11 protein-coding genes are annotated in these 14,740 nt (G+C 73.3%); 2 read left to right on the forward strand and 9 right to left on the reverse strand.

Translation table 11 applies throughout. The annotated features are described in order from the left end of the window. Nucleotides 1-28: 28 nt before the first annotated feature. The 4 genes from ADY59_RS32480 to ADY59_RS32495 are packed head-to-tail and all read right to left on the reverse strand — an operon-like array spanning nt 29 to nt 4,069. Nucleotides 29-1,609, reverse strand: a complete 1,581-nt coding sequence (locus ADY59_RS32480) for an N-acyl-D-amino-acid deacylase family protein (protein WP_049570295.1) — start codon at nt 1,607-1,609, stop codon at nt 29-31. Next, entirely contained in the window at nt 1,606-2,367 is a 762-nt protein-coding gene (locus tag ADY59_RS32485; RefSeq protein WP_049570298.1) for an amino acid ABC transporter ATP-binding protein, read from the reverse strand. The genes ADY59_RS32480 and ADY59_RS32485 overlap by 4 nt, the downstream gene beginning before the upstream one ends. Continuing rightward, nucleotides 2,364-3,203, reverse strand: a complete 840-nt coding sequence (locus ADY59_RS32490) for an amino acid ABC transporter permease (RefSeq protein ID WP_049570301.1) — start codon at nt 3,201-3,203, stop codon at nt 2,364-2,366. Before ADY59_RS32490 ends, ADY59_RS32485 begins: the two co-directional genes overlap by 4 nt. Next, entirely contained in the window at nt 3,200-4,069 is an 870-nt protein-coding gene (locus ADY59_RS32495; RefSeq protein WP_049570373.1) for an ABC transporter substrate-binding protein, read from the reverse strand. The genes ADY59_RS32490 and ADY59_RS32495 overlap by 4 nt, the downstream gene beginning before the upstream one ends. A 139-nt stretch (nt 4,070-4,208) precedes the next feature. Here ADY59_RS32495 and ADY59_RS32500 point away from each other — a divergent pair, with 139 nt between their 5' ends. Together ADY59_RS32500 and dop are read left to right on the forward strand one after the other, a co-directional pair. Then, nucleotides 4,209-5,333, forward strand: coding sequence for an acyltransferase family protein (locus ADY59_RS32500; RefSeq protein ID WP_049570304.1), 1,125 nt, complete (start codon nt 4,209-4,211; stop codon nt 5,331-5,333). An 85-nt stretch (nt 5,334-5,418) separates the two neighbouring features. Next, a complete protein-coding gene (gene dop, locus ADY59_RS32505) occupies nt 5,419-6,933 on the forward strand; it encodes a depupylase/deamidase Dop (RefSeq protein WP_082310576.1) in 1,515 nt (504 codons plus the stop codon). Nucleotides 6,934-6,942: 9 nt separating this feature from the next. Here the strand turns inward: dop and ADY59_RS32510 are convergent, their stop codons facing one another. From ADY59_RS32510 to ADY59_RS32530, 5 genes are all read right to left on the reverse strand, one after another. Continuing rightward, nucleotides 6,943-9,576, reverse strand: a complete 2,634-nt coding sequence (locus tag ADY59_RS32510; RefSeq protein WP_049570319.1) for a helix-turn-helix transcriptional regulator — start codon at nt 9,574-9,576, stop codon at nt 6,943-6,945. Between the two features lie 239 nt (nt 9,577-9,815). Then, nucleotides 9,816-10,418: a GAF domain-containing protein gene (locus ADY59_RS32515; RefSeq protein WP_049570320.1), complete on the reverse strand. Its 603-nt coding sequence runs from the start codon at nt 10,416-10,418 to the stop codon at nt 9,816-9,818. Beyond that, a complete protein-coding gene (locus ADY59_RS32520) occupies nt 10,408-11,277 on the reverse strand; it encodes a S8 family serine peptidase (RefSeq protein WP_049570323.1) in 870 nt (289 codons plus the stop codon). The genes ADY59_RS32515 and ADY59_RS32520 overlap by 11 nt, the downstream gene beginning before the upstream one ends. A 2-nt stretch (nt 11,278-11,279) precedes the next feature. Continuing rightward, nucleotides 11,280-14,408, reverse strand: coding sequence for an adenylate/guanylate cyclase domain-containing protein (locus tag ADY59_RS32525; RefSeq protein WP_063780850.1), 3,129 nt, complete (start codon nt 14,406-14,408; stop codon nt 11,280-11,282). Continuing rightward, nucleotides 14,405-14,605, reverse strand: a complete 201-nt coding sequence (locus ADY59_RS32530; protein ID WP_049570331.1) for an aroma-sacti cluster domain-containing protein — start codon at nt 14,603-14,605, stop codon at nt 14,405-14,407. Before ADY59_RS32530 ends, ADY59_RS32525 begins: the two co-directional genes overlap by 4 nt. Nucleotides 14,606-14,740 lie beyond the last annotated feature (135 nt).

Raw genomic sequence — 14,740 nt, forward strand, 5'->3', positions numbered from 1 at the left:
GGAGTGGGGGCGTTCGCGGGTGCGGGGGTCACGGGGTGACGATCCTTCCTGGGCGGGCGGGGGTGACGGTGTTGTCGCGGACCGCCACCTGGCCGGCGGTGACGACCAGGTGCAGGCCCGAAGGGGGCAGCAGCGGGTCGGTGTACGTGGCGCCGTCGGCGATCGTGGCCGGGTCGAACACCACCAGGTCGGCGTGCGCCCCGTCGCGCACCACCCCCCGGTCGCGCAGGCCGAACCGGGCCGCCGCCATCCCGGTCATCTTGTGCACCGCCTCCTCCAGCGTCACCAGCCCCTGCTCGCGCACGTACCGTCCCAGGACGCGCGGGAAGGTGCCCGCGAGGCGCGGATGGGGATGGCCGGGTTTGGGCACCCCGTCCGAGCCGATCATCGAGAACGGGCTCGCCAGCACCCGCCGGACGTCGTCCTCGCGCATGGAGTGGCTGATGATGGTCACCTCGCCGTCCTCCGACAGCAGCAGTTCCGCCGCCGCGTCGACCGGGTCGCCGCCGAGGTCGGCGATGGTGCGGCCCTCGACGCCGGGGTTGCGGGGCGCGCACGCGACCGAGATGCGGTCCCAGCCGCCGTTGCCGACGGTGTTCTCCCAGCCGGGGACGCCGTCTGCGATCGACCGGCGCATCAGGTCGCGCTGGCCGGCGTCCGTCAGGCGGGTCAGGAGGGCGCGGGTGCCGCCGTCGTTGGCCCACGGCGGCAGCATCGCCGACAGCGACGTGCTGGCCTCCGTGTACGGGTAGACGTCGCAGGTGACGTCCAGGCCCTGCTCGCGCAGCTCGGCGATCCTGGCGAGGGTGCGGACGGTCCTGCCCCAGGCGTGCCGGCCGGCCGTCTTGTGGTGGGAGACGTGCAGCGCCGCGCCGCTGCGGCGGGCGATCTGCACGGCCTCCTCCAGCGCCTCCTCCACGCGGGCCATCTCGTCGCGCAGGTGCGTCACGTACGGGCGGCCGTGGCGGGCGGCGACGGCGGCCAGGGCGACCACCTCGTCGGTGCCCCCGTAGGTGCCGGGGGTGTAGATGAGGCCGGTCGACAGGCCCGTCGCGCCCGCCGCCAGCGCGTCGTCCAGCAGGCCGCGCATCACGTCCAGCTCGCGCGGTGAGGCTGGGCGGTCCTCGTAGCCGAGCACGCCGGCGCGCAGGGTGCCGTGGCCGACGAGGGAGCTCAGGTGGTTGGAGCGGGGGGCGGCCCGATGCGCCTCCGCGAACCCCTCGAAATCCCGAAAAATCGGGACTCGGCCGCCGAAGGTGACGCGGCTCGACGCCCGCATCTCCGCCAGCCGCTCCGGCAGCCCCGGGAACAGCCCCGACCCGCAGTTGCCGCAGATCTCCGTCGTCACGCCCATGCGCACCGGTGCCACCGCCAGGTCCCACGCCTCCTCGCCCAGCAGCGTGACGGCGTCGGAGTGGGTGTGCACGTCGATGAACCCGGGCGCGACCACCAGCCCGGCCGCGCCGACGACCTCGCGCGCCGACGGGGAGGGCCCGGCCGGGGGGAGCACGGTGATCCGCCCGGCCGTCACGGCCACGTCCGCGCGGCGCGCCGGGGCGCCGGTGCCGTCGGCCAGCAGGCCGCCGGTGATCAGCAGGTCGGCGTTCACAGCACCTGCCCCAGGAACGCGCGGGTGCGCTCGTGCCGGGGATCGGCCAGCACCTCGCGCGGCGGTCCCTCCTCCACGATCATCCCGTCGTCCATGAACACCAGATGGTCGCCCGCCTCCCTGGCGAACCCCATCTCGTGCGTGACCACCACCATGGTGATCCCGCTCGTGGCCAGGTCCCGCATGACGCCCAGCACCTCCTGCACCAGCTCGGGGTCGAGCGCGCTGGTCGGCTCGTCGAACAGCATCACCTTCGGTTCCATCGCCAGGCTGCGCGCGATCGCCACCCGCTGCTGCTGGCCGCCCGACAGTTGCGCGGGGTAGTGGTGCGCCCGATCGGCCAGCCCGACCCGCTCCAGCAGCGCCGACGCCTGCGCACGCGCCCGCTCCCGGGAGAGGCCCCGCACCGTGCACGGCCCCTCCATCACGTTCTCCAGCGCCGTCATGTGCGGGAACAGGTGGAAGCGCTGGAACACCATGCCGATCTTGCGCCGCTGCCGGCACAGCTCCGCCGGCTTGAGCAGGTGCAGCCGCCCGTCCACCTCGCGGAAGCCCATCAGCTCACCGTCCACCCGGATCCGCCCCGAGTCGATCGTCTCCAGCCGGTTCACGCACCGCAGCAGCGTCGACTTGCCGGACCCGGACGGCCCCACCACGCAGACCACGCCGCCCTCCGGCACGTCCAGGCTGACGCCCTTCAGCACCTCCAGCGACCCGAACCGTTTGCGCACCGAGCGCACGCTCACCATGGCACTCATCGTCCGGCCTCCCCGCGGCTGAACCGCTTCTCCAGGAAGTGCTGGCCCACGCTCGCCACGGTGGTCAGCACCACGTACCACACCGACGCCACGACCAGCAGCGCGATCACCTCGAAGTTGCCCAGGTAGATCCGCTGCGCCACGGTCAGCAGCTCCGCGCCCGCGATCACCGACACCATCGACGTCGTCTTGAGCATCGAGATGAACTGGTTGCCCGTCGGCGGGATGATCACCCGCATGGCCTGCGGCAGCACCACCCGGCGCAGGATCTGCCGGTGCGACATGCCGAGCGCCTCGGCCGCCTCCCGCTGGCCGGGGTCGACCGACCGGATGCCGGCCCGGACGATCTCCGCCATGTAGGCGCCCTCGTTGATCGTCAGGCCGAGCGCGGCCGCCACGAACGGCGTGATCAGCGCGTTCGCCTGCCACTCCACCAGCATCGGGCCGCCGAACGGCACCCCGATCCCGATCACCGGGAACACCAGCCCGATGTTGAACCAGAAGATCAGCTGCACCAGCAGCGGCGTCCCACGGAAGAACCACGTGTACAGGCCCGCCACGCCGCGCAGCACCGGGCTGTCCGACAGCTGCATCACCGCCGCGATCACGCCCAGCGCGACCCCGATCACCATCGACAGCACGGTCAGCGCGATCGTGACCAGCAGCCCGTTCAGGATCCTGGAGTCGAACAGGAACGCGACGATCACGTCCCAGTGCAGGTTCTCGTTGACGATGATCGTGTACGCGAGCCAGACCAGCACGAGGCCGGCCACGGCGGCCGCGGCCAGCCTGCCGGGGCGGCCCGGCCGTACCGCGTCGATCGGCAGCTCCGTCACGACGCGCCCGTGTTGATCGTCACCTTGGGCAGCCCGTTGGCGGACACGCCGTAGGTGTCGAGGATCGCCTTGTAGCCGCCGTCGTCCATCAGCTCCTGCAGGCCCTTGGCGACGGCGTCACGCAGGGCGCCGTCCTTCTTGTCCACCGCGATGCCCCACGGCCCGGCGTCGTACTGCTCCGCCAGGACCTCGTACTTGCCGGTGTCCTTGGCGTACATGTGTCCGACGGGGGAGTCCACGATCGTCGCCACCGTGCGGCCGGAGTCGATCGTCAGCAGGCCGGTCGGCGCGTCCTCGCTCTGCAGGATCTCCATCTTCTTGTCGCACTTGTCGTTCTGCCGCTGGCCGATGTCCAGGTTGGAGCTGCCCTTGGCCAGGACGACCTTCCTGCCGCACAGGTCGGCCAGGGTCCTGATGCCTTCCGGGTTGCCCTTCTTCACCAGGATCGAGCCGCCCGCCTGGAAGTAGTCGACGAAGTCCACCGCCTTGCGCCGCTGCTCGGTGTCGCTCATCGAGGACATCGCCAGGTCCCACCGGCCGGCCTGCAGGCCCGGGATGAGGCCGTCGAACGCCGCGTTCGTCACCTGGGTCTTCAGCCCGAGCCGCTCGCCGATCGCCTTGGCCAGGTCGATGTCCACGCCCGTCAGCTCCTGAGTGCCCGGCTTGTACATCTCCATCGGCGGGTAGCCCTCCGCCGTGGCGACCCGCAGCACGCCCGACTTGCGTACCTCCTCCGGGACGAGGTCCTTCGCGCTCTTGCCGGTGGAGGGGGGAACGGAGGGCGCCGCCGCGCCGGAGGTGGACCGGCCGCAGCCCGCGCTCAGCAGGGCGACCGCCGCCACCGCGATGACCAGGTGATTTCGCATGGCCGACATGGTGACGAGGGACACACCCCAGCCCCAACGACCGTGACGGCTTACGACCCTCAGCCACGAAAATATCGATGCTTGTTGTGACAGAAGTGAAGAAAGGGAACCGAAGTGATCGTTGTGACGTCTAAGGGCCGTGCATCAAGCGAACCGGCCGAAGCATGCTCGCGGGGACGGCCGGCTGGCCGAGCTCGACCTCCTGCGGTTCATCGCCGCCCTCGCCGTGCTGGCCTTCCACTACCTGATCGCCTACGCCTCCGTCTGGGGTGAGCGGCCCGCCGAGCTCTTCCCCGCCGTCGCCCCCGTCGCCGGGCTCGGCATCCTCGGCGTGGAGCTGTTCTTCGTCATCAGCGGATTCGTCATCCTGATGAGCGTGTGGGGCCGCGGGCTGGGCGCCTTCGCCCGCTCCCGGCTGGTGCGGCTCTACCCCGCCTACTGGCTCAGCCTCATCGCCGTGGCGGCCTTCTACGGCCTGACCGCCGCCAAGGCGCTGGACCCAAAACTTTCACCAGGCGACTACCTGGTGAACGCCACCATGTTCCAGCGGTTATTCAAGATCGCCGATGCCACGGGCGTCTACTGGTCGCTCTGGGCGGAGCTCCGCTTCTACCTGCTCATCTCGATCCTGGTGATCGCCGGTGTCACCTACGGCCGCGTCCTGGCCTTCGCGGGCGTCTGGCTGGCCGCCGCGCTCGGCGCCGAGCTGCTGGGCAACCCGCTGCTCAACGAGATCGTCATGCCCCGGTACGCGCCCTACTTCGTCGCCGGCATGGCCCTCTACCTCATCCACAAGCACGGCAGCGCCTGGCTTCCCTGGCTCTACGTCGCCGCGTCGTACGGCATGTCGCTGCACGCCGCTCTCGAACGCGTGCACGGCCGGATCGAGCTCGCCGGGTTCAAGAACATGCCCGTCAGCGACCTCAGTGTGATCATCACCATCACGCTGATCTTCGCCGTCATGTCGCTCGTCGCGCTCGGTCTCCTGCGGATGCGGGCGCGGTCCGCGCTGACCGCGCTCGGGGCCACCACCTACCCGCTTTACCTGTTCCACTCCGTCGTCGCCGCCGCCCTGATCCCCCTGCTCACCGGGGATCTGCCCCCGCTCGCGGTGGTCACCGTCACCACGCTCGCGGCCGTGCTGCTGTCCTACGCGATCTACCTTTTTGCCGAACGGCCCATCCAGCGACTCCTCAAGCCCCGCAGAAGCCCACAAAACCCAGCATCTCCCTCCGTACAGGTTGAAAAGGCGTCGGTGCCATAACTCTGTGACCCTGGGGCACTGTGAAGGGCATAGGCTCGGGCATATAAACGGCGGATAGACAGATCCGGACGAACAGAGGGTGCGCATGACGGTGCGTCGGGTGATGGGCATCGAGACCGAGTACGGCATTTCCGTGCCCGGTCAGCCAGGCGCCAACGCGATGGTGACCTCCTCCCAGGTCGTGAACGCCTACCTGGCTGCCTCCGCGGCCAGAGCGCGCAGAGCGCGCTGGGACTTCGAAGAGGAGAACCCCCTGCGCGACGCCAGGGGCTTCGACCTCGCCCGTGAGGTCGCCGACCCCACCCAGCTCACCGACGAGGACCTCGGCCTGGCCAACGTCATCCTGACCAACGGCGCCCGGCTCTACGTCGACCACGCGCACCCGGAATACTCCACGCCGGAGTGCACCAACCCCCGCGCCGCCGTCATCTGGGACAAGGCGGGCGAACGGGTGATGTACGACGCCGCCCAGCGGGCCGGCGCCATCCCCGCCAACGCCCCCATCCAGCTCTACAAGAACAACACCGACGCCAAGGGCGCCAGCTACGGCTGCCACGAGAACTACCTCATGCGCCGGGCCACCCCCTTCGCCGACATCGTCCGCCACCTGACGCCGTTCTTCGTCTCGCGCCAGGTCGTCGTCGGCGCCGGCAAGGTCGGCATCGGCCAGGACTCGCGCGGCGAGGGCTTCCAGATCAGCCAGCGCGCCGACTTCTTCGAGGTCGAGGTGGGCCTGGAGACCACGCTCAAGCGGCCGATCATCAACACCCGTGACGAGCCGCACGCCGATCCCGAGAAGTACCGGCGGCTGCACGTCATCATCGGCGACGCCAACATGTCGGAGATCTCCACCTACCTGAAGCTGGGCTCGACGGCGCTCGTCCTCGCCATGATCGAAGAGGGCTTCCTCAGCCGCGACCTCGCCGTCGAGAACCCCGTGCAGTCCCTGCGCGCCGTCTCCCACGACCCGAGCTGCCGCTACGAGATCCCGATGCGCGACGGCCGCAAGCTCACCGCGATCCAGCTCCAGATGGAATACCTCGAGCAGGCCCGCAAGTACGTCGAGGAGCGCGGCACCGCCCAGGACGAGATGAACAAGGACGTCCTCGACCGCTGGGAGTCCGTGCTCACCCGGCTCGCCGAAGACCCCATGCAGCTGTCCAGGGAGCTCGACTGGGTCGCCAAGCTGGAGCTGCTGGAGGGCTACCGCAGCCGCGACGGCCTCGCCTGGTCGCACCCCCGCCTCCAGCTCGTCGACCTGCAATACTCCGACATCCGCCCCGATCGCGGCCTGTACAACCGTCTCGTGGCCCGCGGCCGCATGCAGCGCCTCATCACCGAGGACGAGGTCGAGCGCGCGGTCGAGAACCCGCCCACCGACACCCGCGCCTACTTCCGCGGCCGCTGCCTGCGCCAGTACAGCGAATCGGTCGCCGCCGCCTCCTGGGACTCCGTCATCTTCGACATCCCCGGCCGCGAGTCCCTGCAGCGCGTCCCCACCCTGGAGCCGCTGCGCGGCACCAAGCAGCACGTGGGCGAGCTGTTCGACCGCTGCCGCACCGCCGCCGACCTCGTCGCCGCCCTCACCGGCGGCGAGTGACCCGGGCGCTCAGTCCTCCGGACGGCCCAGCGCCTGCGCGAGTCCGTGCCGCCCGGACACCCCGAGCTTGCCGTACGCGCGGCCCAGGTGGTTGTTGACGGTCCGCAGCGACAGGCCGAGGCGGCCGGCGACCTCGCGGGCCGGCAGCCCGGCGCTGATCAGCTTGGCGATCTGCAGCTCCCGGGGGGTCAGCGTCGCCTCGCCGCCCGTCAGGTCCGTCAACGGCGTCCGCACGCCGCCGCACTCGGCGAGCCGCTCCCGCGCGAAGGCGAGCGCGTTCCTGGCGGCGGTGCGCCGCCCCGCCCTGGCGTGCAGCCGGTGCGCCGTGGCGGCGGCCTCGGCCGCGTGCAGCAGGTGACCGGTGTGATACAGCGTCTCGGCCGCCGCGGTGAGCTGCCGGGCGTCGTCCGTGGCCAGCGCGGCCGACACCCGGGCGAACGCCGCCGCCGCGGGCGCCGCGGTCTCACCGGCGATCCGGTGCAGCCGGGCCGAGACCTCCTTGGCGCCGCCGAACCGCGCCGCGTCGAAGAGCGCCAGCGCCTCGACCATGGGCGACTCGGCCTCCCGGGCGGCCTTCGCCGCCTGCATGGCGTGGTTCGCCGCGCCGAGGAGGTCGAGCGCGGCCGCGGCGGCCCACGCCCGGTTGCGCTCGATCCACGGGTCGAACAGCACACCCGGCGGCGGGGGACAGCCGTCCATCCGGCTGAGCCAGGCGCCGGCCTGGACCGCGTCACCCGCCATCGCGTACGCGCCGGCCAGCTCCGCCAGGTAGACGCCCCGCAGCCGGAGCGGGTCCTGCTCGCCGAGCAGCACGACGGCCTCGCGCAGCGCCTGCTGGGCCGGTCGCACCCGGCCCTGCGCCTTGGCCACGAAGCCGCGCACCACGGCCCACACACCGACCACCGGAGCGGTCAGCTGGCTCTCGACGGCCTCGCGGTACCCGGTCTCCACGTCCTCGGCCGCGGTCGTGAGAGCGCCGCCCAGCAGGAGGGCCAGGCAGCGGGCGGCGCCGACCTGGGCCCGCGCCCACGGTGACACGCCGCGGCGGGCCGAGGAGGCCACCAGGCCGCTGGCGTGCGCGCCCTCGACCCGGTGGGTGTCGCCCATGAGGCCCGCGGCCAGCTCGGCGGCCGTGGCCGCGCGCACCGCGGCCTCGGCCGGCAGCGGGTCCGGCAGGCCGAGCAGCGCCGTACCGGCCGTGAGGGAGCGCCTGACGTGCCCGTCGAGCAGCATGGTCCACGCCCGTACCGCCCCCGCGGCCCGCTCGCCGCCCGGATCCTCCGGGTCCCGCGTGACCTGGTGGCGCCAGTAGCCGATCTTCTCGCGGAGGATCGCCCGGCGCTCGGCCCGGTCCGCGGCGCGGCACTCCTCCGGCGCCGGCAGCACGCCGGCCGCGTCGGCGAACCGCCCCTGGAACCACAGGACCTCGGCCAGCGTGAGGGCGGCGTCCACCCCGCCGCCTGCGTCGAGCGAGGCGGTCGCCAGCCGCTCGGCGGCCTTGAGCTCCAGCCGCCCGGCGGTGCGTTGCGCGGCGTGCAGCAGCTCGCGCGCCGACGAGCCGAGACCGGCGTTGAGCCGCGCCACCGCGAGGTCGAGCGCGTCGTCCTCGCGGCGGCAGGGCGAGGCGGCGAGTTCCCCGGCGAGCAGCCCCCAGATCGCCCGGACCTGGGCGCGGGGCATGCGGGCGCGCAGCACCTCCCCGTGGGCGGGGATCGTGAGCCGGGTCTGCTGCCGTGCCCCGCAGAGCTCGACCGTGATCAGCCCCTGCCGCTCGGCCTGCGCCACCGCCGGAGGCCCGGCGACGCGTTCGAGCACGCGCTGGGCGAGCGGCTCCTGGCAGGCCAGCGCCTCCAGGACGGCCAGCACGCCCTGGTCGCCCACCTGCATCTGCGCCTCGATGAGGTCGCCGAGCCGGCCCGTGATCCGCAGCTGGTCGCCCAGATGCCACAGGCCGTCGACGCGGTGCAGCGCCGCGCCCTCCAGCGCGGACTGGACGAGCTCGCGCAGCACCAGCGGGTTGCCGGCGGACAGGCGGCGCAGCGTGCGCCGGGTGACGGCGTCCAGCGGGCCGCCGAGGGCGCGTTCGAGCAGCGTGTCGGCGTCGCCGTCGGACAGCGGCCGAAGCTCGACCCGCCGGGCCAGCCGTTCCTTCCACAGCGCGGTCACCACGTCGGGCGCGGCCTGCCCCTGACGCGCGGTGAGCAGCACGAAGGTGCGCGTGTGCAGGGCGAGCCGGTGGACGAGCGCGGCCGAGACGTTGTCGAGCAGGTGCGCGTCGTCCACGACGAGGACGGGCCGCGCGCCGGCGGGGGCGCTGAAACGCTCCACGATCCGGTCGAAGACCTGCCGGGTCGCGGGCGTCGCCGCGTCGCAGAGGGGCGCGAGGTGGAGCAGCGCGCCGAGGGGGATCGTCCCCGCGGCCGCGGTCGCGGTCGCCCAGGCCGCCGGGTGCCCCGCCCCGGCCAGCCGCGCGAGCGCCTCCCCGGCCAGGCGCGTCCTGCCGGCGCCGGGCGGCCCCACGATCACCACGCCGCGGATCTCCGCCGGCGCCGCGGCCTCGGTGATGGTGCGCAGCGCGGTGGCGCGTCCGACGAACGGCCATTCGTTCCTGGGGAGTGCGTCGTGCGGACGGCTGTCTCCCATGTCGTCCTTTCAGTGAGAGTCGTGCCAGGAAGAAATGGGCTCGGGCAAAGCTGACGCCGGTAGGGGAGTGATCACTTCGGCCTTCCATGAGAACAACGGCAAAACGGAGTGATCGTGACATAGCTCTTAGTAGACGTAAAGATCTCTTATGTATCCGGAAAGAGACCTGCCGTCACACCGCCTGGTGACGGCCCCGGCGCCGGGCGGTACCACGTTCCATCGGCTCCGGGCGGGCGCCGTCACGGGGCCAGCAGGTCGTCGGCGATCGCGAGCAGGCGCACGGCCGTCGCGTCCGGCGGCTGGGACGTCGCCGACAGGCGCTCGCCGATCCGCCGCAGGAGCGCGCGGGGGTCGCCGGACGGTTCCCCGCGCCGGCCGGCCCTGATCCGCAGCAGCAGCTCCAGGGCGCAGGCGGCCTGGGTGGCGAACAGCCCGAGCAGCTCCATGTCGTCCAGTTCGCTGCGCGAGGCCGTGCGGTCCAGCACCTCCAGGACGCCGACGCACTCCTCGAACCGGATGAGCGGCGCCGCCATGATCGTGCGCGGGACGTAACCGGTGGACTCGGCGGCGTCGCGGGCGAACGGCGCCACCTCCGCCACGTCGTCGGCGACCATCGGCTGACCGCTCGCCGCGACCCAGCCGGCGATCCCGGTCCCGGCCGGGAAGCGGCTGCCGACCAGTTCCTTCTCGCCCTCGCCCGACACCGCCTCGAAGATCAGGTCGCCGGTCTCCGGCTCCACCAGGAAGATGGAGGAGGCGGCGGCGCCGAACATGTGCCGGGCCACCTCGACGACCGACTGCAGCAGTCGCCGTTCGGTGCCGTCGATGTCGTCAGGAGACATGGGCCTCTCCGCTGTGAGTCAGGGTGTTGTCCGCGGCCAGGTAGAGCACCGTCTTGAGCTGGAACGGCGTCAGCCACGGATGCTTGCTCAGGATGAGCGCGCAGATGCCGGTGATGTGCGGCGCCGCGAAGCTGTTGCCGGTGCTGCGGATCTCCCGGCCGCCCGGCCACGCGACGGGCACCTTGACCCCGCGCGCGTGGAACTCCGCGGGCGGCGCGGGATTGTAGAAGTACGTCATCGGATCGGGCAGATCGTGACTGGCCACCGAGACGACGGAGGAGAACGTCCACGGGTAGCTGAGCACGGGCATGTTGTGCGCGGCGGCGACGAGCAGACACCGCCGGAAGTAGGCGCGGTCGGCGAGCTCGTGCAGCGACTCCCGGAAACCGGACCTCGTGGTCGACAGACTGAGGTTGACGAGGTCGAACCCCTCCTCGATGGCCCAGGACAGCCCGGTGACGAGGGCGTCGCCCGAACCGGTCTTCCCGTCGGTGAGCACCCGGACCGAGGTGAGCGACACGCCGGGGGCGATCGACCTGATCACGCCGGCGCAGGCGGTGCCGTGCCCGGCCGGGTCGGCGGCCTCGCAGTCGGCGACGGACGGCCTGCCGTCGTCCCCGCTGACGACCTGGAGCGACCGCTCCAGGTCGCCGATCCGGGGATGGTCCCCTGCCACGCCGGTGTCCACCACGCACACCCGCACGCCCGAGCCGTCGGACCCGCCCCACGCCCACTCCTTGTTCACCCGCGCCAGCGGGCTGACGTCGAAGCGCTCCGGGGACTGCCGCCGGGTCGACAGGCCCCACGCGGGCACCCCGGGGAACTGGGCGGGCTTCTCCCTGCGCCAGGGCGGTGTCATGGTCACGGTTCCCCCAGCCAGTCGCGGACTCTGCGGGCGGGCAGGCTCGCGCCTTTCGTGAGGTAGGCGTCGATCGCCCGCCGGGCGGCGCCGGCCGGATCGCGCCCGGCGGCCCGATGGACCCGGGCGATCTCGGCGAGGACGTCCCCGCGCAGGCAGGGATCGTCGGTCGAGGCGAGCAGCGCGGCCGCGCGGTCCGCCTCGCGCACCGCCTCCGCGTGCGCGCCGCCGAGCGAGGCGATCACGGCCCGGGTCGTGACGGCCGTCAGCTCGCCGCGCAGCTGCCGCGGCCCGTCGTCGCGGCCCGCCAGCTCGGCGGCCGCCCGCCGGACGTCGCCGAGCCGGAGCGCCTCGCGCGCCGCGTAGATCTCCAGGGTGGCGGCGGGCGCGCCGTGACCGGCGGCGCGCAGCGCGCCCGCGGCGCGCCTGAACAGGCTCCCGGCGGCCTCGTGACGGCCGTCGAACGACTCCACCAGCCCCCGCACCTGCAAGACCGCGATCGCGGGCACGTCCAGGTGCAGCTCGCCCGCGTGACGGCCGGCCGTGTCGAGCGCCGCGCGGGCCGCGCCCAGCTCGCCCGCGAGCGCGAACAGCCGGGCCCGGGTGACGAGCACCGGGACCAGCAGGGCCCGGTCACCGGCGAAACGGGCCAGCAGTTCGGCGCAGAGCGCCAGTCCGTCCGGGACCGGCGTCGGCGACCACTGCACCAGCTCGCACAGCCCGGCCAGCAGCCGGTCCTCCTCGTAGGCGTCACCCATCGCCCGGGCGCGGGCGAGCCCGTCGCGCAGGGCCCGGTCGGCCGCGCCGAACCGGCCCTCCTCGATGTGGGCCAGCGCCTCCAGCTGGTGGAACCGGCACCAGCTCAGCTCGTCGCGCGGATCGAGCGCCAGCCGTTCGCGCAGCGGCGGCAGCCGAGGCGGGCTGGCACCGGCCCGCAGGGCGAGGACCTCCCGCTGGATCGCGCAGGTCAGCCCGGCGCGCGGATCGCCCGGCGCCAGTTCCTCGGCGCGGTCCAGCGCCTCGGCCGCCCGGCCGCCCTCTCCCCGGGCCAGCCGGGCGTCGCTGATGCGGATCGCCAGCGACCGGTGCTCGTCCCGGCCGGGCGGCAGCATCTCCCGGCCCCGTTCCAGCAGCGCGATCGCCGCCGGCAGGTCCTTGCGGCGCAGCGCCTGACCGCCGTCCCTGATGAGCGAGTCCGCGGCCCGGTCGGTCAGCTCGGGCAGGCGCGGGTCGCCGGGACGCACCTCGCGGGTGAGTCGGCAGGCGGCCAGCAGGTGCTGGCTGACGTCCGCCGCGCCCGGCCCCGGGAACGGGGCGTCGTCCGGCCCGCCGGCCCGGTCGCCGAACCAGCCGGCCAGCTTCCGGTGCCAGTCGGCCCGCGCCTGCTTGCTCGTCAGCGCGTACACGGTCTCCCGGGTGAGTGTCTGCGTGAACTCGTACGTGCCCGGCAGCGCGCCGGGCTGGATCAGCCGTTCGGCCCGCAGCCGCCCCAACGGCCCCCGCACCCTTTCACCCCCGGCACCCGCGCCCGTGCCTGTGCCGGTGCCCGTGCCGGTGTCGAGGAGGGCCGCCACCAGGTCCGCGGTGAACGCCTGGCCGATGGTCGCGGCCCTCTCCAGCACGTCGCGCTCGGCCTCGTCCAGCCGGTCCAGCCGGGCGCCCAGCAGCGCCTGGATGGTGGGCGGCAGGGCGGAGCCGCCCTCCTGGAGCGCCTCCAGCATCAGCTCGGCGAACAACGGGTTGCCGTCCGAGCCGTACGTCACCCTGTCGAAGACGGCGTCGTCGCGCACCGGGGAGCCGTGGGCGACGACCTCGGCCCGCCCGGCGCGGAGCTCACGGAGATCACGGAGATCACGGAGCTCGCGGAGTTCGGCGACGAGCCGGGCCATGTCCGGGAGGGGCAGCGGGCCCAGCTCCAGCGACAGGGCGCGGACCATGCCCTCCCCCCACGAGGGGCGCGCCTGGCGGAGCTCCGGCCGGGCGACGCACACCAGCAGGACGGGCACCCGGGCGAGCCACGCCGCGCAGTCCTCGACCAGGTCGAGCAGTGTCGGCTCGGCCCACTGCAGGTTGTCCAGCACCACCACCAGAGGGCCGCGCCGGGCGAGGACCTCGAACAGCGACCGCACCGCCCGCGCGATCTCCGCGACCCCGGCGGTGTCGAGGCCGCCGGCCGCCTGCCGGCCCGCCAGCCCGCGCAGCACCCGGGCGCTCTGCGGGCCGAGCGTCCCGGCGATGGCCGGCCAGCCGCCGTTCAGCGCCTCCAGCATCTCCGCGATCGGCCGGTAGGTGGCGCCGATGCCGTACGACGGGCAGCGCCCGGTCAGCACCGTGACCTCCTCGGGCAGCCCGTGCAGGAACTCCCTGACCAGCCGCGACTTGCCGATGCCGGGCGCGCCGAGCACGGTCGCCATGCCGCACCGCCGGTCGGCCAGGACACGCTGGTGGATGCGCGTGAGCCCGCGCAGCTCCTCCGCCCGGCCCACCAGCGGGATCGTGTCGGGCCCCGGCTCCCCGAGATCAGGTTCCACGGTGACCAGCCGCCAGGCGCGCACCGGCTCCCGCTTGCCCTTGAGCCGCAGCGGCGGGACCTCCTCCAGCACGGCGTGCCGGCGGACCAGGCGGGCGACGTCGTCCCCCACGAGGATCTCCCCGGCGGCCGCCGCCGATTGCAGGCGGCTCGCCGTGTTGACCGGGTCGCCGATCACGCGCACGTCCGGCCCCGTCCCGTCGGCGACCATGACCTCGCCGAACGCGACGCCGCAGTGCGCGTCCAGCCGGACCCCGTGCCCGTCTCCCGGCCCGGCGCCCAGGTCGGTGCCCAGTTCCGTGGCCAGCTCCGTGCCCAGCCGGTGCACCTCCGCCATCGACGCGCGCGCGGCCAGCACCGCCCGCAGCGCGTCGTCCACCCGGCCGGCCGGGACGCCGAACACCGCCATGATCGCGTCGCCGATGTACTTCTCCACGACGCCGCCGTTCTCGGTGATCCGCGCCCGGCACGCGGCGTAGTAGCGGTCCAGGACGCGCATGAGCAGCTCGGGGTCCAGGCGCTCGGCCAGCTCCGTCGATCCGACGATGTCGATGAACAGGACCACGACGTTACGGCGGCCCGGCCGTGGTCCCCTGCTCATACGAGCTTGAGCTCCTGTCCTTCCACCTCGCCGGCGGCGTCGTCCAGGCGCTTCTTGATCGAGTTGAGCAGCGTGACCTCCGGCTCGCTGAGCTCGGCGAACACCCGCCGCTGCCGCTCGTCGAGCAGGTCGATGGGATGCCCGGCCGCCCGCAGGAGGGTGAGCGCGTCGAACACGCCCGATCCGGTTCCGCTCATGAGCTCTTCCCCTCGTCAGCCGCTTGACGGCGCCCTGATCCCAGGCTGAAACGGGTCACCGCCGATCGCAAGAGATCGCCAACCCCACGATCGTGGGGTCTCGCCCCGCCAGGTCACCGCCGGTAGAGCCCACGT

Source organism: Nonomuraea sp. SBT364 (genome assembly GCF_001083785.1).
GTDB lineage: Bacteria > Actinomycetota > Actinomycetes > Streptosporangiales > Streptosporangiaceae > Nonomuraea.

Coding starts and splice junctions, on each gene's coding strand:
- ADY59_RS32520 (WP_049570323.1), bottom strand. CDS start 11,277: ATGACACCGCCCTGGCGCAGGGAGAAGCCCGCCCAGTTCCCCGGGGTG.
- dop (WP_082310576.1), top strand. CDS start 5,419: ATGACGGTGCGTCGGGTGATGGGCATCGAGACCGAGTACGGCATTTCC.
- ADY59_RS32510 (WP_049570319.1), bottom strand. CDS start 9,576: ATGGGAGACAGCCGTCCGCACGACGCACTCCCCAGGAACGAATGGCCG.
- ADY59_RS32515 (WP_049570320.1), bottom strand. CDS start 10,418: ATGTCTCCTGACGACATCGACGGCACCGAACGGCGACTGCTGCAGTCG.
- ADY59_RS32485 (WP_049570298.1), bottom strand. CDS start 2,367: ATGAGTGCCATGGTGAGCGTGCGCTCGGTGCGCAAACGGTTCGGGTCG.
- ADY59_RS32495 (WP_049570373.1), bottom strand. CDS start 4,069: ATGCGAAATCACCTGGTCATCGCGGTGGCGGCGGTCGCCCTGCTGAGC.
- ADY59_RS32525 (WP_063780850.1), bottom strand. CDS start 14,408: ATGAGCAGGGGACCACGGCCGGGCCGCCGTAACGTCGTGGTCCTGTTC.
- ADY59_RS32530 (WP_049570331.1), bottom strand. CDS start 14,605: ATGAGCGGAACCGGATCGGGCGTGTTCGACGCGCTCACCCTCCTGCGG.